Here is a 17119-nt window from a genome sequence, read left to right as displayed (position 1 = left end):
ACGTGAAGATGGTCGTGACCCTGATCAACCCGGTCGCGATGGACGAAGGTCTGCGCTTCGCGATTCGTGAAGGTGGCCGTACCGTCGGCGCCGGCGTGGTTGCCAAGATCATCAAGTAAGTGCCTGCGATCCGGCGACGCCTCGTCGCCGGATCAGCACGTAAGCAACGCAAAGGGTCGGCGCAAGCCGGCCTTTTTGTTTAGCGGAAATGTGCGCGTGCAATGCAATTCGCAGGGTAGAGCGCTTGCGCCAGTAAAAACAGCTCGCTATAATGCGCGGCTCGGTGTCCCTGGGTAGGGCGCAGAGTTACAGCGAAAAGAACGGCAGGACGCCGCTCGTGTTCGCCAGACCGGGAAGGTCGCGTTGCATGGAGCACTCAACAACTCACGTGTTGTTGACGGTGCTCTGGTTGCGCACTATACTTTTCCGTCTGGGCAGACCGGTTTACCGGCCTGCCTCAGTTTTTGGGCGGAGGAAATGCCCTCGCTGGCAGGACGCACGGCGATTTCATCTACGCAGGAATATCGGGGCAGGTATCCCAGAGGCCTTGCCCGTCGCTCTTTTAACGAAGGAAGCTTCCGTCATGTCGGAACAAAAGATCCGGATTCGGTTGAAGGCGTTCGATCATCGATTGATCGACCGTTCGGCCAGCGAGATCGTCGAAACGGCTAAGCGGACCGGCGCGCAAGTGCGTGGCCCGATCCCGTTGCCGACCAAGATCGAACGTTACACCATCCTCGTATCCCCGCATGCCGACAAGGATGCGCGTGACCAATACGAAACCCGCACGCACAAGCGTGTGCTCGATATCGTCGACCCGAACGACAAGACCGTGGACGCGCTGATGAAGCTCGAGCTCGCGGCTGGCGTCGACGTCCAGATCAAGCTGACCTGAGGACTACGACCATGACGAAGAAATATTCGTTGGGCTTCGTAGGCCGCAAGGCTGGTATGAGCCGCGTCTTTACTGAAGACGGCCGCTCGGTACCGGTCACGCTGATCGAAGCAACTCCAAACCGCATCGCGCAGATCAAGACCGTCGAAGCTGACGGCTACAGCGCAGTGCAGATTACCGTTGGTGCCCGTCGCGCCGCACTGGTCAACAAGCCGGCTGCTGGTCACTTCGCCAAGGCGAAGGTGGAAGCGGGTCGCGGCCTGTGGGAATTCCGCGTTGAAGATGCGCAGCTCGGCGATTTCGCCGTTGGCGGCGAAATCAAGGCGGACATCTTCGAGGTCGGCCAGAAGGTCGACGTCCAGGGCGTCACCAAGGGTAAGGGTTTCCAGGGCACCATCAAGCGCTACAACTTCCGTATGGGCGATGCAACTCACGGTAACTCGCTGTCGCATCGCGCGCCGGGTTCGTTGGGTCAGCGCCAGACCCCGGGTCGTGTTTTCCCGGGTAAGAAGATGTCGGGCCACATGGGCGCCGTGCAGCAAAGCACGCAGAACCTGGAAGTGGTCAAGGTCGACGTCGAGCGTGGTCTGATTGCTATCCGCGGCGCCGTGCCTGGCGCAGCTGGTGGCGACGTGATCGTCCGTCCGGCGAGCAAGGCATAAGGAGAGATGACGATGGAACTCGTTATCACGGGTAGTAACAACAAGGTCTCGGTCTCCGATGCCGTGTTCGGTCGCGAATTCAGCGAAGATCTGGTTCACCAGGTCGTCGTCGCTTATCGCAATGCCGGTCGCGCTGGTACCAAGGCTCAGAAGACGCGTTCGGAAGTTGCGGGCACGACCAAGAAGTCGAAGAAGCAGAAGGGCGGCGGTGCGCGTCATGGCGCGCTGACGGCTCCGATCTTCGTCGGTGGCGGCGTGACCTTTGCGGCCAAGCCGCGCAGCTTCGAACAGAAAGTCAACCGCAAGATGTACCGTGCGGCCATCTGCGCGATCTTCTCTGAGCTTAACCGCCAGGGTCGCTTGATGATCGTCGAAGCGTTCGACGTCGAAGCAACCAAGACCCAGGGTTTGATCGAGAAGCTGAAGGGACTGGATGTGGGCAAGCGCCCGCTGATCGTCACCGAAGAAGCCTCCGAGCACCTGTACCTGTCCGCTCGCAATCTGCCGTATGTGCAGGTGCGTGATGTGCAGGGTCTGGATCCGGTCGCTCTGGTCGGGGCCGATACGGTCGTGATCACCGCCGATGCGGTCAAGAAGATCGAGGAGTGGCTGGCATGAGCAGCAACGAAAAAATCTTCAGCGTGCTGCGTGCTCCGCGAGTCTCTGAAAAGACCGCGCGCCTGCAGGAAATCTCCAACCAGTATGTCTTCGAAGTTTCGAACGAAGCCACCAAAGCCGATGTAAAGGCCGCGGTTGAGCAGCTGTTCGACGTCAAGGTCAAAGCTGTCAACGTGGTCAACGTCAAGGGCAAGAGCAAGTCCTTCCGTAACCGTGCTGGTAGCCGCGGCAATTGGCGCAAGGCGTACGTCCGCCTGGTTGATGGTCAGTCCATCGACGTAACGGCTAAGGCCTGAGGTCCATCCCATGCCATTGATGAAGTTCAAACCCACCTCTCCCGGCCGTCGTTCCGCCGTGCGTGTGGTTACTCCCGATCTGCACAAGGGCGCACCGCACGCGGCGCTGCTCGATTCGCAGAGCAAGTCCGGTGGTCGTAACCACCATGGCCGCATCACCGTGCGTCACGTCGGTGGTGGTCATAAGCAGCACTACCGCATCATCGACTTCAAGCGCAACAAGGAAGGCATTCCGGCGCGTGTGGAGCGGATCGAATACGATCCGAACCGTACCGCTCATATCGCCCTGCTGTGCTATGTCGACGGCGAGCGTCGCTACATCATTGCCCCCAAGGGCTTGAAGGCTGGCGATCAGGTCATTGCCGGCGCCAACGCACCGATCAAGACCGGTAACACGCTGCCGCTGCGCAATATCCCGGTCGGTACGACGGTTCACGGTATCGAGCTGAAGCCGGGTAAGGGCGCTCAGATCGCACGTGCTGCCGGTGCTGCCGTCCAGCTGGTCGCTCGCGAAGGCATCTATGCCACGCTGCGTCTGCGCTCGGGTGAAATGCGCAAGGTGCCGGTCGAGTGCCGCGCCACCATCGGTGAAGTCGGTAACGACGAGCACAACCTCGAGAAGCTGGGCAAGGCTGGCGCCAAGCGCTGGCGCGGTGTTCGTCCGACCGTTCGCGGTGCGGCCATGAACCCGGTTGACCATCCGCACGGTGGTGGTGAAGCGAAGGCTGGTCAGGGTAATCCGCATCCGGTCACCCCGTGGGGTGTTCCGACCAAGGGTTACAAGACGCGCAAGAACAAGCGCACCCAGCAATTCATCGTCCGCGATCGTAGGGGCTAATCGACCATGGCACGTTCACTTAAGAAAGGCCCGTTCGTCGATCACCACCTTGTAAAGAAGGTGGAGTCCGCTGCGGGTAGCAAGAAGCCGATCAAGACCTGGTCGCGCCGTTCGATGATCCTGCCGGAAATGGTAGGCATCACCATCGCCGTGCATAACGGTAAGAACCACATTCCGGTGCTCGTCAACGAGAATATGGTCGGCCACAAGCTCGGCGAATTTGCCGTCACCCGGACCTTCAAGGGTCACGGTGGCGACAAGAAGTCGAGCAGGTAAGGAGAGATGACGATGGAAGCGAAAGCAATCCTGCGCACCGCGCGCATCTCCCCGCAGAAGGCCCGCCTGGTCGCTGATCAGGTGCGTGGACTGTCCGCCGAACGTGCGGTCAATCTGCTGAAGTTCTCGGACAAGAAGGCTGCACACCTGATCAAAAAGGTAGTGGAGTCGGCTATTGCCAATGCCGAGAACAATCAGGGCGCGGATGTCGACGAGCTGAAGGTCAAGACCATCATGGTTGATGAAGGTCCCTCCCTGAAGCGTTTCATGGCGCGGGCGAAAGGCCGCGGTACCCGCATCCTCAAGCGCACCAGTCACATCACTGTGATTGTTGGCGCCGCCAAGTAAGCGGAAAGGAAAAGACCATGGGTCATAAAGTTCATCCGACTGGAATCCGTCTTGGCATCGCCAAGGACTGGAATTCCAAGTGGTACGCAAACAAGGCCGACTTCGCCGGTTATCTGGCCGCCGACCTGAAAGTGCGTGAAATGCTGCGCAAGAAGCTCGCGCAGGCAGGTATCAGCAAGATCTTGATCGAGCGCCCTGCCAAAACCGCCCGCGTGACGATCCACACTGCCCGTCCGGGCGTGGTGATCGGCAAGCGTGGTGAGGACATCGAAAAGCTGCGTAAGGAAGTGAGCGCGATGATGGGTGTTCCTGCCCACATCAACGTCACCGAAGTGCGCAAGCCGGAGCTGGATGCGCAGCTGGTCGCCGAGTCGATCGCGCAGCAGCTTGAGCGTCGCATCATGTTCCGCCGTGCAATGAAGCGCTCGGTCGGTAACGCGATGCGCCTGGGTGCCCTGGGCATCAAGGTCAACGTGGCTGGCCGCCTCAACGGTGCAGAAATCGCCCGTTCGGAGTGGTACCGCGAAGGCCGCGTGCCGCTGCACACGCTACGTGCCGACATTGATTACGGTTTTGCCGAGGCGTCCACGACGTACGGCATCATCGGTATCAAGGTCTGGATCTATAAGGGTGAGGTCTTTGACTTCTCCCAGGTTGGCCAGGAGAAGCAGGACGACAGCCCGCGCAACGATCGTAACGATCGCGGCGACCGTGGTGACCGTCCTTCGCGCCCGGCTCGTGAAGCGAGGTAACGGCAATGTTGCAACCCAAGCGAACCAAATATCGCAAGATGCACAAGGGCCGTAACGACGGCCTGGCATGGAGCGGAAACGCCGTCAGCTTCGGCGAGTACGGCCTCAAGGCAACCGCGCACGGTCAGCTGACCGCGCGTCAGATTGAAGCAGCACGTCGTACGATCAGCCGCCACGTCAAAAAGGGCGGCAAGATGTGGATTCGTGTGTTCCCCGACAAGCCGATCACCAAGAAGCCGATCGAAGTCCGCATGGGCTCCGGTAAGGGCAACGTGGAGTACTGGGTCGCGCAGATTCAGCCGGGTCGCATGATCTATGAAATCGAAGGTATTCCCGAAGATGTCGCACGTGAGGCATTCCGCCTTGCCGCCGCGAAGCTGTCGGTGACTACCACTTTCGTGACCCGGACGGTGCGCTGATGGACATCAAACAACTCCGCGAGAAGTCGGCTGACGAACTGAAGGCCCACCTGACCGATTTGCGTAAGGAGCAGTTCTCGCTCCGTATGCAGCAGGTCACCGGCCAGCTGCCGAAGACCCACGATACCCGCCGGGTACGCCGCGAGATTGCTCGCGTCAAGTACCTGCTCGGCAGCACCAAGTAAGGACGGCCGCGATGAGCGATAACAACGAAAAGCAAGCGCTGCGCACGGTCGAAGGCCGTGTCGTCAGCAACAAGATGGACAAGACGGTCACCGTGTTGGTGGAGCGCCAGGTCAAGCATGCTCTGTACGGCAAGTACATCAAGCGCTCGACCAAGCTGCACGCACATGACGCCGACAATGCCTGTAATGAAGGCGACGTCGTGCGTGTGACCGAGATTGCTCCAATGTCCAAGACCAAGAACTGGCGGGTGGTTGAAATCGTCACCCGTTCGGCCGGCTAAGGGAGATCTGAATCATGATCCAGATGCAGAGCTACCTCGATGTGGCCGACAATTCGGGTGCCAAGGAAGTGATGTGCATCAAGGTGCTGGGCGGCTCGAAGCGCCGCTACGCACACATTGGTGACATCATCAAGGTGACCGTCAAGGACGCCATTCCGCGTGGCAAGGTCAAGAAAGGCGAAGTCTACGACGCCGTTGTGGTGCGTACCCGTAAGGGTGTGCGCCGTCCCGACGGTTCGCTGATTCGCTTCGATGGCAACGCCGCTGTGCTGTTGAACAATAAGCAGGAGCCGATCGGGACCCGCATCTTCGGGCCGGTGACGCGCGAGCTGCGTTCCGAGAAGTTCATGAAGATCGTCTCGCTCGCTCCCGAAGTGCTGTGAGCGGAGGACATATACATGGCTAACCGTATCAAGAAGGGCGACCAGGTCGTCATCAACACCGGCAAGGACAAGGGTAAGCAGGGTGAAGTTGTGCGTGTGGATGGCGATCGCGTGATCGTCTCCAATGCCAACATCATCAAGCGCCACACCAAGCCGAATCCGCAGGCGGGTGTCGCCGGCGGCGTGGTCGAGCGTGAAGCGTCGATCCATATCTCCAACGTCAATATCGTCAACCCGGCAACGGGCAAGGGCGAGCGCGTTGGCTTCAAGGTGCTGGAGGATGGACGCAAATTGCGTGTGTTCCGCTCCAGCGGTGAGGCGCTCGACGCCTGAGGAATGCGATCATGAACACTCGTCTCGAAAAGTTTTACAAGGAAAACGTGGTGCCGGCCCTGATGAAGGAGTTCGGCTACACCAATCCGATGCAGGTGCCGAGGCTGGTCAAGGTCACGCTCAACATGGGCGTGGGCGAGGCGGCAACCAACAAGAAGATTCTGGAAAATGCAGTCGGCGACATGTCCAAGATCTCCGGTCAAAAGCCGGTGGTCACCAAGTCGCGCGTTTCGGTCGCATCGTTCAAGATCCGCGACGGTTGGCCGATCGGCTGCAAGACCACGTTGCGTCGCGCCAAGATGTACGAGTTCCTGGATCGTCTGATCAACATCTCGCTGCCGCGCGTGCGCGACTTCCGTGGTGTCTCCGGTCGTTCCTTTGACGGTCGTGGCAATTTCAACATGGGTGTGAAGGAACAGATCATCTTCCCGGAAATCGATTTCGACGCTGTCGATGCGATTCGCGGTATGGATATCGCCATCACCACCACAGCCAAGACGGATGCGGAAGCGAAGGCGCTGCTGGCAGCGTTCAAGTTCCCGTTCCGTAACTGACCGTAGAGGACATCCGAAATGGCAAAGACCTCCATGATCCACCGCGACATCAAGCGTGCAAAGTTGGCGAAGAAATTTGCCGGCAAGCGTGATGCGCTGAAGAAGATCCTCTCCAGTCAGGATGCGTCCTACGAAGAGAAGATCGATGCCTCGACCAAGTTGCAGAAGCTGCCGCGCGATTCGTCGCCGAGCCGCCACCGCAACCGTTGCGAACTTTCCGGTCGTCCGCGCGGTGTCTACCGCAAGTTCGGTCTGGGTCGCAACATGCTGCGCAAGGCCACGATGAACGGCGACGTTCCGGGTCTGCGTAAGGCAAGCTGGTAACAGCTTTCCGGCCGTTCGCGGCCGGTTTGAACAGGATTGTTCTGTTCAACAAGGGAGTCCGACGCAAGTCGGGCTCTTTTGTCGTATACTTCCGCTTCTGTCTTGCCTGTACAGGCTTGGCAGGGCGTAAAGGGTCCTGGCCCATCCCCAGGAAAACACAAGATTTTCGCGAAAGCGGATATCGGTGCACTCAAAGGTACTCATATGAGCATGACTGATCCCATCGCCGACCTGCTGGTACGCATCAAGAATGCGGCCGCGGTTGGTAAGCAGACGGTGAAATTGCCGTCGTCCAAGATCAAGGTTGCGATCGCCCAAGTCCTGAAGGACGAGGGTTACATCACCGACCTGCGCGTGACAGCGACCGAGAACAACAAGTCGGAGCTGGAAATCGTGCTGAAGTATTTCGAAGGCCGTCCGGTCATCGAGACCCTGAAGCGTTTCTCGCGCTCGGGTCTGCGCCAGTACCGCGGCAAGACAGAACTGCCCAAGGTCCTGGGTGGACTGGGCGTCGCCATCATCTCCACGTCGAAAGGCATCATGACCGATGCGCAGGCTCGCGAAGCCGGCGTTGGTGGTGAAGTCCTGTGCTTCGTGGCCTAAGGGAAGGAATCGAACATGTCCCGTGTAGCCAAGAAGCCTGTGTCCCTTCCGAAGGGTGTTGAGCTCAACGTCCAGCCCGAGCTGGTCAGCGTCAAGGGCCCGAAAGGCACCCTGACCCTGCCGAAGCCGGTTGGCGTCGAAATCGCCATCGATGGCGATGTTGCAACTCTGTCGGCCAACGATCCGTCGCAGCTGGCCATCACCGGCACCGTGCGCGCCATCCTGGCCAATATGGTCAAGGGTGTGTCCGACGGCTTCGAGCGCAAGCTTGAGCTGGTCGGCGTCGGTTACCGCGCCGCCATGCAGGGCAAGGATCTGAGCCTGGCGCTCGGTTTCTCGCACCCGCTGGTGTTCGTGGCGCCGGAAGGCATCACGCTGTCGACCCCGACCCAGACCGAAATTCTGGTCCAGGGCGCCGACAAGCAGCGCGTCGGCGAAGTCGCCGCCAAGATTCGCGGTTTCCGTCCGCCGGAGCCCTACAAGGGCAAGGGTGTGAAGTACGCCGGTGAAGTCATCATTCGCAAGGAAGCCAAGAAGGCGTAAGGCAGGTCCCTCTGCTAGGAGCCCGGCCATCCATGGCCGGACTTTTCAATGCAAAAGCCTGTTTTCCTTCAGCTTCCGTAGGATAAATATCATGAGCATCAACAAGAACATCGCCCGTCTGCGTCGCGCCAAGTCCACCCGTTCGCACATCCGTGAGCTGGGCGTTGCCCGCTTGTCGGTGCTGCGCACCGGCCAGCATCTGTATGCGCAGGTCTTCACTGCCGACGGCTCCAAGGTGATCGCTGCTGCGAACACGCTGCAGGCCGACGTCAAGGAAGGTCTGAAGAACGGCAAGAACAGCGATGCTGCTGTCAAGGTCGGCAAGCTGATCGCCGAGCGCGCCAAGGCTGCGGGTATCGAGAAGGTCGCATTCGATCGCTCGGGCTACCGCTACCACGGCCGTATCAAGGCGCTGGCTGACGCAGCTCGCGAAGGCGGCTTGAAGTTCTAAGCACTGCAGCGAATGTGGCCAGCGGCCACATTCGCGTTACCGCCGGCAGGGAGATGCCGGACCGTCCCGTTCTTTTGTAACGGTGCCGGGAACACAGTTCCATTCCACAACCATAAGCGGCCCCGAGCCGTACATACTCAATCAATCAAGGAATCAAGATGGCAGAAGAACGTGCACCGCGGGGTCGTGATCGCGACCGTAACCGCGAAGAGAAAGTCGACGATGGCATGATCGAAAAGCTGGTCGCGGTCAATCGCGTCAGCAAGACGGTCAAGGGCGGTCGCCAGTTCACCTTCACCGCGTTGACCGTGGTCGGCGATGGTCTGGGCAAGGTTGGTTTCGGTTACGGCAAGGCGCGCGAAGTGCCGGTTGCCATCCAGAAGTCGATGGAGCAGGCGCGCAAGAATCTGGCGACTGTCGATCTGAACAACGGCACCTTGTGGCACGCCGTCAAGTCCGGTCATGGCGCAGCTCGCGTTTACATGCAGCCTGCTTCGGAAGGTACCGGCGTCATCGCTGGCGGCGCCATGCGCGCTGTGCTGGAAGCGGTTGGCGTTAAGAACGTGCTGGCCAAGGCGGTCGGTTCGCGTAATCCGATCAACCTGGTGCGTGCAACGCTGAAGGGTCTGTCGGAAGTGCAGTCGCCGGCGCGTGTTGCGGCCAAGCGCGGCAAGAAGGTGGAGGAGCTCAACCATGGCTAAGGACACTGGCAAGACTGTGAAGGTGCGCCTGGTGCGCGGCCTGCGTGGTACCCAGTCGCGTCACCGCCTGTCGGTGCATGCGTTGGGACTGAATAAGATCAACGATGTGCGTGAACTCAAGGACAGCCCGCAGGTGCGTGGCCTGATTAATACGGTTCACTACCTCGTCAAGGTTGAGGACTAATCCCATGACTATGCATCTCAATGACCTCAAGCCCGCTGACGGCGCCCGTACCGAGCGCACGCGCGTCGGTCGTGGCATCGGCTCCGGCCTTGGCAAGACCTGTGGCCGCGGCCACAAGGGCTCGTTCGCTCGCAAGGGTGGCGGCAAGATCAAGGCGGGCTTCGAAGGCGGCCAGACCCCGATGCAGCGTCGTCTGCCGAAGATCGGTTTCCGCTCCAAGATGGCGCGTGACAGCGCTGAAGTGTTGTCCTACCAGCTGGATAAGCTGGAAGCCGGTGAGATCGACTTTGCAGCGTTGCGTGCGGCCAATCTGGTCCCGAGCCGCGCCAAGAAGGCGAAGATCGTGCTGAAGGGCGAGCTGAGCAAGAAGTTCGTGCTGAAGGGTGTCGCTGCGACTGCAGGCGCCAAGGCAGCAATCGAAGCTGCCGGCGGCAGCGTAGAGGAGTAATCGGCAGATGGCGCAGGCTGGCATTGGTAACCTCGGTGGCGGGCTTGGCAAGTTCACGGAACTTCGCCAGCGGCTGTTGTTCGTCCTCGGGGCATTGATCGTCTATCGCATCGGCTGCTACGTGCCGGTGCCTGGCGTGAATCCCGATGCCATGCTTTCGTTGATGCAGGCGCAGGGTGGCGGCATCGTGGACATGTTCAACATGTTCTCGGGCGGCGCCCTGCACCGTTTCAGTATTTTTGCGTTGAACGTGATGCCGTACATTTCGGCATCGATCGTGATCCAGTTGGCCACGCACATCTTTCCCGCGCTCAAGGCGATGCAGAAAGAAGGCGAATCCGGCCGACGCAAGATCACCCAGTATTCGCGCATCGGTGCGGTGCTTTTGGCAGTGGTGCAGGGCGGCAGTATCGCGCTGGCACTGCAGAATCAGACCGCGCCGGGTGGCGCTCCGGTGGTGTACGCTCCGGGCATGGGCTTTGTGCTGACTGCAGTGATTGCACTGACCGCCGGCACCATCTTCTTGATGTGGGTTGGCGAGCAGGTCACCGAGCGCGGCATCGGTAACGGTGTGTCGCTGATCATCTTCGCCGGTATTGTCGCAGGGCTTCCGTCGGGCGCAATCCAGACTGTCGAAGCATTCCGCGAGGGCAATCTGAGCTTCATCTCGTTGCTGCTGATCGTCCTCACCATCCTGGCGTTTACGCTGTTTGTGGTGTTTGTCGAACGCGGACAGCGGCGTATCACGGTCAATTACGCGCGTCGCCAAGGCGGCCGCAATGCCTACATGAATCAGACCTCGTTCCTGCCGTTGAAGCTCAACATGGCAGGCGTGATTCCGCCGATCTTCGCGTCCAGCATCCTGGCATTCCCGGCGACGTTGTCGATGTGGTCCGGTCAGGCAGCATCGGGCAGTGGCGTGGGTTCGTGGCTGCAGAAGATCGCCAACGCGCTTGGACCTGGTGAGCCAGTGCATATGCTGGTGTTCGCCGCGCTGATCATCGGCTTCGCGTTCTTCTATACCGCGCTTGTGTTCAACTCGCAGGAAACTGCCGATAACCTCAAGAAGTCCGGTGCATTGATTCCGGGTATTCGTCCGGGCAAGGCCACCGCGGATTATGTGGACGGCGTGCTGACGCGTTTGACTGCGGCTGGTTCGTTGTACCTGGTGATCGTCTGCCTGCTGCCGGAAATCATGCGCACGCAGCTCGGCACCTCCTTCCACTTCGGTGGTACATCGCTGTTGATTGCGGTGGTGGTAGTGATGGATTTTATTGCGCAGATCCAGGCGCACCTGATGTCGCACCAGTATGAGAGTTTGCTGAAGAAAGCCAACCTCAAGGGCGGCTCGCGCGGCGGTCTGGCGCGCGGTTAAGTGGTACACTAGAACTTCATTACGTGAAGACGGCCTGGTTCCCGGGCCACGATCTTCCGATCAGAAGGGCGGCTCGCGCGACGTCTCGCGCGCGGGTGTGACGAGGTGGTCCTGTGCGGGAGTAGTACAGGCGATTCGGAGAAGTTTTCTGGATCAACATCGTCCGGCGCCGGAGCGAGGGCACACTCCCCACGCCGGGTCCATGGAACTTTCTGGTTCCACGGGCTTCAAAGCAATCCGAGGCCTTGCTACAATTCCGAGTTCACTTTTGATCCATCCTGCCGGATGGCGCCTGGGCGCTGTCGGGCCATCACTCAGTTGGAGAATCGCGTCATGGCGCGTATTGCAGGCGTCAACCTGCCAGCCCAGAAGCACGTCTGGGTCGGGTTGCAAAGCATCTACGGCATCGGCCGTACCCGTTCGAAGAAGCTCTGCGAATCCGCAGGCGTTACCTCGACCACGAAGATTCGTGATCTGTCCGAACCCGAAATCGAGCGTTTGCGCGCCGAAGTCGGCAAGTATGTCGTCGAAGGCGACCTGCGCCGTGAAATCGGTATCGCGATCAAGCGACTGATGGATCTGGGCTGCTACCGCGGTCTGCGTCATCGTCGTGGTCTCCCGCTGCGTGGTCAGCGTACCCGTACCAACGCCCGCACCCGTAAGGGTCCGCGCAAGGCGATCAGGAAGTAAGGGATAGATCATGGCAAAGCCAGCAGAAAAGAAAACGAAGAAGAAGATCAAGCGCGTCATCACTGATGGCGTCGCCCACGTCCACGCTTCGTTCAACAACACCATCATCACCATCACCGATCGCCAGGGCAATGCACTGTCGTGGGCTACGTCCGGCGGCGCCGGGTTCCGTGGTTCGCGTAAGTCGACCCCGTTCGCTGCTCAGGTTGCCGCCGAAAAGGCTGGCCGCGCTGCGCTCGATTACGGCGTGAAGTCGCTGGAAGTGCGTATCAAGGGTCCGGGTCCGGGCCGTGAGTCGGCCGTGCGTTCGTTGAACAACGTGGGCTACAAGATCACCAACATCATCGACGTGACGCCAATCCCGCACAACGGGTGCCGTCCGCCGAAGAAGCGTCGCGTCTAAGGGAGCGATAAGAAATGGCTCGTTATATCGGTCCTACCTGTAAGCTCGCCCGCCGCGAAGGCGCCGACCTTTCCCTCAAGAGCCCGGCGCGTGCGCTGGACTCCAAGTGCAAGCTTGAGCAAAAGCCCGGCCAACACGGCGCGGCTCGCAAAGGCAAGCTCTCCGACTACGCTACCCAGCTGCGTGAAAAGCAGAAGGTCAAGCGCATCTACGGTTTGCTGGAACGTCAGTTCCGCAACTACTACAAGAAGGCCTCGACCAAGAAGGGCAACACCGGCGAGAACCTGCTGCAGTTGTTGGAAACCCGTCTGGACAACGTCTGCTATCGCATGGGCTTTGCCGTCACCCGTCCGGCCGCGCGCCAGCTGGTGTCGCACCGCGGCGTGCTGGTCAATGGCAAGTCTGTGAATCTGGCTTCGTACCAGATCAAGGCTGGCGATGCGATCACGTTGTCGGAAAAAGCACAGAAGCAGCTCCGCGTGCAGGAAGCCCTGACCGTGGCTGAGCAGCACGACATGACGCCGTCGTGGGTCGAAGTCGATTCGAAGAAGTTCAGCGGCGTGTTCAAGGCTGTTCCGGATCGTGCCGACCTGCCTTCGGATATCAACGAAGCGCTGATCGTCGAGTTGTATTCGAAGTAATTCACATTGGAGAGCCTCCGGCACCGCCGGAGGTTCGCAGGAGACCCCGCAACATGACGGTTACCGCCAACCAGGTTCTGCGCCCCCGTGGTCCGCAGATCGAACGTCTTACCGACAATCGCGCAAAGGTCGTGATCGAGCCCTTGGAGCGCGGTTACGGGCACACGCTGGGCAATGCCCTGCGTCGTGTGCTGTTGTCGTCGATCCCGGGTTTTGCGATCACCGAGGTCGAGATCGATGGCGTGCTGCACGAGTACACCACGGTCGAAGGGCTGCAGGAAGACGTGCTTGACGTCCTGCTCAACCTGAAAGACGTGGCGATTCGTATGCACAGTGGCGATAGCGCCACGCTGTCGCTGTCCAAGCAGGGTCCGGGTACGGTCACTGCGGCCGACATCAGGACCGATCACAACGTCGAGATCGTCAACGGCGACCATGTGATCTGCCACCTGACCAAGGACACGGCGCTTAACATGCGCCTGAAGATCGAGCGTGGCTTCGGCTATCAGCCGGCTGCCGCACGTCGTCGTCCGGACGAAGAGACCCGTACCATCGGTCGTCTGATGCTGGATGCGTCGTTCTCGCCGGTGCGTCGCGTTGCCTATGCCGTGGAAGCTGCGCGTGTGGAACAGCGCACCGACCTCGACAAGTTGGTGATCGATATCGAAACCAACGGCACCATCGATGCCGAGGAAGCCGTGCGCACCGCCGCCGACATCCTCAGCGATCAGCTGTCGGTGTTCGGCGATTTCACCCACCGCGATCGCGGTGCGGCCAAGCCGGCTGCCAGCGGCGTGGATCCGGTGCTGCTGCGCCCGATCGACGACCTCGAGCTGACCGTGCGTTCGGCCAACTGCCTGAAGGCCGAGAGCATCTACTACATCGGCGATCTGATCCAGAAGACCGAAGTGGAACTGCTCAAGACCCCGAATCTGGGCAAGAAGTCGCTCACCGAAATCAAGGAAGTGCTGGCACAGCGCGGCCTTGCACTGGGCATGAAGCTGGAGAACTGGCCGCCGGCCGGTGTCGCCCAGCACGGCATGCTTGGTTAATGTGTCAAGGCATGGGCGTCTTCGGGCGCCCATGTTTGTTTTTTCCACATCGACGGGCCAAAGCCCGCGGTGACATCCGGTCAAAGGACGGCCGGCTCGGACCAACCGCAGTCCATTCAACAGCGCCAGGATGGCGACAACGTCTCTCAAGCAGTCTCAACATTCTTAGGAAATCACACTCATGCGTCACCAGAAATCCGGTCGTAAGTTCAACCGTACCAGCGCGCACCGCGAAGCCATGTTCCGCAATATGGCCGCTTCGTTGTTCAAGCACGAGCTGATCAAGACCACCTTGCCGAAGGCCAAGGAACTGCGTCGCGTCGCCGAGCCGCTGATCACCATCGGCAAGGTCGATGGCGTTGCCAATCGTCGTCTGGCGTTCGCTCGCCTGCGCGACAAGGAAGCAGTGGGCAAGCTGTTCGTCGAGCTGGGCCCGCGTTACGCGACCCGTCCCGGCGGCTACCTGCGTATCCTGAAGGCCGGCTTCCGTGCCGGTGACAATGCCCCGATGGCGTATGTCGAACTGGTCGACCGTCCGGTCGTCGCCGAGGAAGTGGCCGAGTAATCGGATCGCTCTTCGCAAAGATTCTTCAAAAAGCCCGGCTAGCGCCGGGCTTTTTTATTGGTGCGTCGAACGTGATTGCATTGGTGGCAGGGATGCGTAGGGCTACGCAATGACGGCAGCTCGCAGTCGCCAGATGCCGGGTCGGTGCTGCTTTGTTGCTGGATGCGATCACGGGCGGGTGTTGTCTTGATGCTGTCAGGCAGATACGCGCTGTGTGCTTGGCGCCATCCGAGCCGGCAGACGCAGGCTTGCGTGGTCATGGCGGCGGCGATGGCAGATAATCGATGACTCGATCCTAGGCAAGCGGTAACGATGAATCCATTTCGTTGGGGTTTCCGGGCACAGTTTCTGCTGGGCTTTCTTGCATGCGCAGGATTGCTTGCCTATGCGATCTACGTGCAGCTGCATCTTGGGCTTGAACCGTGCCCGCTGTGCATTTTCCAGCGCATCGCATTTGCGGCACTGGCGGTGTTTTTCCTGTTGGGTGCGTTGCATGGGCCACGCGCTGCGGGCACGCGCAAGCTCTATGGTGTGCTGAGTTTCATCGCTGCCGGCGTGGGCATGGGTATCGCGGCGCGGCATGTCTGGGTGCAGGTCCGGCCCAAGGACATGATGTCGTCGTGCGGGCCGCCGCTGAGCTTTTTGAGCGAGACGATGGGGCCGTTCGAAGTGTTCCGCACCGTGCTGACCGGCACCGGCGATTGCGGCAATATCGATTGGCGCTTTCTGGGCCTGAGCATGCCGATGTGGAGCATGCTGTGGTTCGTGGGCTTGGCGCTTTGGGCGCTGTATGCCGGGTTCAAGCAGCGTGGTCCACGTAAATTGTTCTGATCGTTCCGTTCCGGCAATGGCCGGCGCCCGAGATTTCTGGAGTTCACGATGTCCGCTTCCCTTCATCCGTCCGTCAACGAGGCAGACCACTGGTCGCCGCAGAGTTGGCGCCAGCGTCCGGCGCTGCAGATGCCGACCTACCCGGACGCAGCTGCGTTGGAGCACACCTTGGACGAGTTGCGGCAGCTGCCGCCGCTGGTGACCTCGTGGGAAATCTTTGCGCTCAAGCGCCAGCTGGCCGAGGCCCAGGAAGGCAAGCGTTTTCTTCTGCAAGGTGGCGATTGCGCGGAGAATTTCAGCGATTGCGAATCGGGCACGATCTCCAACCGCTTGAAAGTGCTGCTGCAAATGAGCCTGGTGCTGGTGCACGGCCTGCACCTACCGGTGGTGCGCGTAGGACGCTTTGCCGGGCAGTATGCCAAGCCGCGTTCGGCCGACACCGAAACCCGCGATGGGGTGACCTTGCCGAGTTATCGCGGCGATGTGATCAATGCGCCGGCGTTTACCGAAGCGGCGCGCATACCGGATCCGCGCCGCATGATCACCGCGCATTCGCGCTCGGCGATGACGATGAATTTTGTGCGGGCCTTAATTGACGGTGGCTTTGCCGACCTGCACCACCCCGAATACTGGAATCTGGATTGGGTGGGCTATTCGCCGCTGGCGGCGGACTACCAAAAGATGGTGTCCTCAATCGGCGATGCAGTGCGCTTCATGGAAACCTTGTCCGGGGCGGAGGTGTACAACCTCAATCGCATCGATTTCTACACCTCGCACGAGGCGCTGTTGCTGCCGTACGAGGAAGGCTTGACCCGTCAGGTGCCGCGCCAGTGGGGCTGGTTTAACCTGAGTACGCATTACCCGTGGATCGGCATGCGCACCGCTGCGCTGGATGGCGCGCATGTTGAGTATCTGCGTGGCGTGCGCAATCCGATCGCGATCAAGGTCGGGCCGTCGGTACAGCCGGACCAGTTGCTGCGTCTGATCGATGTGCTCAATCCGGAAGACGAACCCGGCCGCTTGAGTTTCATCCACCGCATGGGCGCGGCGCAGATCGCCGAAAAGTTGCCGCCGCTGCTGGATGCGGTCAAGCGCGATGGGCGGCGTGTGCTGTGGGTCTGCGATGCGATGCATGGCAATACCGAAAGTACCGGAAATGGCTACAAAACAAGGCGTTTCGACAATATCCGCAGCGAGGTGGAGTTGTCGTTCGATCTGCACGCGGCGGCCGGGACGCGGCTGGGCGGCGTGCATCTGGAGTTGACCGGCGAAGACGTCACCGAATGCACCGGCGGCGCGCGCGAGTTGACCGAGCGCGATCTGGAGCGCGCCTATCGTTCCAGCGTGGATCCGCGCTTGAACTATGAGCAGTCGCTGGAAATTGCGATGGCGATCGTGCGCAAGCAACAACAGGTGGTGGCGCAACCGCTGGGCGCGTGATTTCAATGTGCGTATGACGTGATGCTCA

At 60.3% G+C, this 17119-nt stretch carries 29 protein-coding genes and 1 pseudogene; all 30 read left to right on the top strand.

Annotated features, from left to right (window positions below; all coding sequences use genetic code 11):
* A pseudogene (locus ABS769_RS16615) lies at positions 1–119 on the top strand (hypothetical protein); the annotation flags it as partial.
* Positions 120–583: 464 nt separating this feature from the next.
* Positions 584–895: a 30S ribosomal protein S10 gene (rpsJ, locus tag ABS769_RS16610; protein WP_003486723.1), complete on the top strand. Its 312-nt coding sequence runs from the start codon at positions 584–586 to the stop codon at positions 893–895.
* An 11-nt stretch (positions 896–906) separates the two neighbouring features.
* Positions 907–1557 carry a 50S ribosomal protein L3 gene (gene rplC / locus ABS769_RS16605; RefSeq protein WP_006450633.1) on the top strand — a complete coding sequence of 217 codons (651 nt, stop codon included), beginning with the start codon at positions 907–909 and terminating at the stop codon, positions 1555–1557.
* Positions 1558–1569: 12 nt separating this feature from the next.
* A complete protein-coding gene (rplD, locus tag ABS769_RS16600; protein ID WP_023902821.1) occupies positions 1570–2175 on the top strand; it encodes a 50S ribosomal protein L4 in 606 nt (201 codons plus the stop codon).
* The gene (rplW, locus tag ABS769_RS16595; RefSeq protein ID WP_002811694.1) at positions 2172–2471 is read left to right on the top strand and encodes a 50S ribosomal protein L23; all 300 of its coding nucleotides are present in this window, start codon (positions 2172–2174) and stop codon (positions 2469–2471) included. Before rplD ends, rplW begins: the two co-directional genes overlap by 4 nt.
* A 10-nt stretch (positions 2472–2481) precedes the next feature.
* The gene (gene rplB, locus ABS769_RS16590; protein ID WP_003486715.1) at positions 2482–3309 is read left to right on the top strand and encodes a 50S ribosomal protein L2; all 828 of its coding nucleotides are present in this window, start codon (positions 2482–2484) and stop codon (positions 3307–3309) included.
* 6 nt (positions 3310–3315) lie between these two features.
* On the top strand, positions 3316–3585 hold the full coding sequence (gene rpsS / locus ABS769_RS16585; RefSeq protein WP_317062471.1) for a 30S ribosomal protein S19: 270 nt from the start codon (positions 3316–3318) through the stop codon (positions 3583–3585).
* A 12-nt stretch (positions 3586–3597) separates the two neighbouring features.
* Positions 3598–3933, top strand: coding sequence for a 50S ribosomal protein L22 (gene rplV / locus ABS769_RS16580; protein WP_002811686.1), 336 nt, complete (start codon positions 3598–3600; stop codon positions 3931–3933).
* A gap of 17 nt (positions 3934–3950) precedes the next feature.
* Positions 3951–4685 carry a 30S ribosomal protein S3 gene (gene rpsC / locus ABS769_RS16575; RefSeq protein WP_006450636.1) on the top strand — a complete coding sequence of 245 codons (735 nt, stop codon included), beginning with the start codon at positions 3951–3953 and terminating at the stop codon, positions 4683–4685.
* A 5-nt stretch (positions 4686–4690) separates the two neighbouring features.
* On the top strand, positions 4691–5104 hold the full coding sequence (gene rplP / locus ABS769_RS16570; RefSeq protein ID WP_006450637.1) for a 50S ribosomal protein L16: 414 nt from the start codon (positions 4691–4693) through the stop codon (positions 5102–5104).
* On the top strand, positions 5104–5289 hold the full coding sequence (rpmC, locus tag ABS769_RS16565) for a 50S ribosomal protein L29 (RefSeq protein WP_006450638.1): 186 nt from the start codon (positions 5104–5106) through the stop codon (positions 5287–5289). Before rplP ends, rpmC begins: the two co-directional genes overlap by 1 nt.
* An 11-nt stretch (positions 5290–5300) precedes the next feature.
* Positions 5301–5570, top strand: coding sequence for a 30S ribosomal protein S17 (gene rpsQ / locus ABS769_RS16560; RefSeq protein WP_005993374.1), 270 nt, complete (start codon positions 5301–5303; stop codon positions 5568–5570).
* Between the two features lie 14 nt (positions 5571–5584).
* Positions 5585–5953: a 50S ribosomal protein L14 gene (gene rplN / locus ABS769_RS16555; RefSeq protein ID WP_003486699.1), complete on the top strand. Its 369-nt coding sequence runs from the start codon at positions 5585–5587 to the stop codon at positions 5951–5953.
* A 15-nt stretch (positions 5954–5968) separates the two neighbouring features.
* Entirely contained in the window at positions 5969–6286 is a 318-nt protein-coding gene (gene rplX, locus ABS769_RS16550; RefSeq protein WP_006450639.1) for a 50S ribosomal protein L24, read from the top strand.
* 11 nt (positions 6287–6297) lie between these two features.
* On the top strand, positions 6298–6840 hold the full coding sequence (rplE, locus tag ABS769_RS16545; protein WP_006450640.1) for a 50S ribosomal protein L5: 543 nt from the start codon (positions 6298–6300) through the stop codon (positions 6838–6840).
* A gap of 18 nt (positions 6841–6858) precedes the next feature.
* On the top strand, positions 6859–7164 hold the full coding sequence (gene rpsN, locus ABS769_RS16540) for a 30S ribosomal protein S14 (protein WP_005917137.1): 306 nt from the start codon (positions 6859–6861) through the stop codon (positions 7162–7164).
* A 204-nt stretch (positions 7165–7368) separates the two neighbouring features.
* Complete coding sequence (gene rpsH, locus ABS769_RS16535; RefSeq protein ID WP_006450641.1) at positions 7369–7767, top strand: 30S ribosomal protein S8; 399 nt, start codon at positions 7369–7371, stop codon at positions 7765–7767.
* Positions 7768–7782: 15 nt separating this feature from the next.
* On the top strand, positions 7783–8310 hold the full coding sequence (gene rplF, locus ABS769_RS16530; protein ID WP_006450642.1) for a 50S ribosomal protein L6: 528 nt from the start codon (positions 7783–7785) through the stop codon (positions 8308–8310).
* Positions 8311–8401: 91 nt separating this feature from the next.
* Positions 8402–8761, top strand: coding sequence for a 50S ribosomal protein L18 (gene rplR / locus ABS769_RS16525; protein ID WP_006450644.1), 360 nt, complete (start codon positions 8402–8404; stop codon positions 8759–8761).
* A 158-nt stretch (positions 8762–8919) separates the two neighbouring features.
* Positions 8920–9462, top strand: a complete 543-nt coding sequence (gene rpsE, locus ABS769_RS16520) for a 30S ribosomal protein S5 (protein ID WP_003486682.1) — start codon at positions 8920–8922, stop codon at positions 9460–9462.
* Entirely contained in the window at positions 9455–9646 is a 192-nt protein-coding gene (rpmD, locus tag ABS769_RS16515) for a 50S ribosomal protein L30 (RefSeq protein WP_006450646.1), read from the top strand. The genes rpsE and rpmD overlap by 8 nt, the downstream gene beginning before the upstream one ends.
* Positions 9647–9650: 4 nt before the next feature.
* A complete protein-coding gene (rplO, locus tag ABS769_RS16510; RefSeq protein WP_012439114.1) occupies positions 9651–10094 on the top strand; it encodes a 50S ribosomal protein L15 in 444 nt (147 codons plus the stop codon).
* A 7-nt stretch (positions 10095–10101) separates the two neighbouring features.
* Complete coding sequence (gene secY, locus ABS769_RS16505; RefSeq protein ID WP_317062470.1) at positions 10102–11469, top strand: preprotein translocase subunit SecY; 1368 nt, start codon at positions 10102–10104, stop codon at positions 11467–11469.
* 333 nt (positions 11470–11802) lie between these two features.
* The gene (gene rpsM, locus ABS769_RS16500) at positions 11803–12159 is read left to right on the top strand and encodes a 30S ribosomal protein S13 (RefSeq protein WP_003486672.1); all 357 of its coding nucleotides are present in this window, start codon (positions 11803–11805) and stop codon (positions 12157–12159) included.
* Positions 12160–12169: 10 nt separating this feature from the next.
* On the top strand, positions 12170–12562 hold the full coding sequence (rpsK, locus tag ABS769_RS16495; RefSeq protein ID WP_002811645.1) for a 30S ribosomal protein S11: 393 nt from the start codon (positions 12170–12172) through the stop codon (positions 12560–12562).
* A 14-nt stretch (positions 12563–12576) separates the two neighbouring features.
* Complete coding sequence (gene rpsD / locus ABS769_RS16490) at positions 12577–13203, top strand: 30S ribosomal protein S4 (protein WP_002811641.1); 627 nt, start codon at positions 12577–12579, stop codon at positions 13201–13203.
* A 53-nt stretch (positions 13204–13256) separates the two neighbouring features.
* Positions 13257–14255 carry a DNA-directed RNA polymerase subunit alpha gene (locus ABS769_RS16485; RefSeq protein ID WP_023902826.1) on the top strand — a complete coding sequence of 333 codons (999 nt, stop codon included), beginning with the start codon at positions 13257–13259 and terminating at the stop codon, positions 14253–14255.
* 181 nt (positions 14256–14436) lie between these two features.
* On the top strand, positions 14437–14820 hold the full coding sequence (gene rplQ, locus ABS769_RS16480; protein WP_003486665.1) for a 50S ribosomal protein L17: 384 nt from the start codon (positions 14437–14439) through the stop codon (positions 14818–14820).
* Positions 14821–15132: 312 nt separating this feature from the next.
* The gene (locus ABS769_RS16475) at positions 15133–15651 is read left to right on the top strand and encodes a disulfide bond formation protein B (RefSeq protein ID WP_023902828.1); all 519 of its coding nucleotides are present in this window, start codon (positions 15133–15135) and stop codon (positions 15649–15651) included.
* Between the two features lie 48 nt (positions 15652–15699).
* Positions 15700–17091 carry a class II 3-deoxy-7-phosphoheptulonate synthase gene (locus tag ABS769_RS16470; protein ID WP_023902829.1) on the top strand — a complete coding sequence of 464 codons (1392 nt, stop codon included), beginning with the start codon at positions 15700–15702 and terminating at the stop codon, positions 17089–17091.
* Positions 17092–17119 lie beyond the last annotated feature (28 nt).

It is taken from the genome of Xanthomonas hortorum, from assembly GCF_040279205.1.
GTDB lineage: Bacteria > Pseudomonadota > Gammaproteobacteria > Xanthomonadales > Xanthomonadaceae > Xanthomonas > Xanthomonas hortorum_F.
The sequence above is the reverse complement of the archived record's forward strand: the minus strand, read 5'-3'. Positions and strand labels throughout refer to the sequence as shown.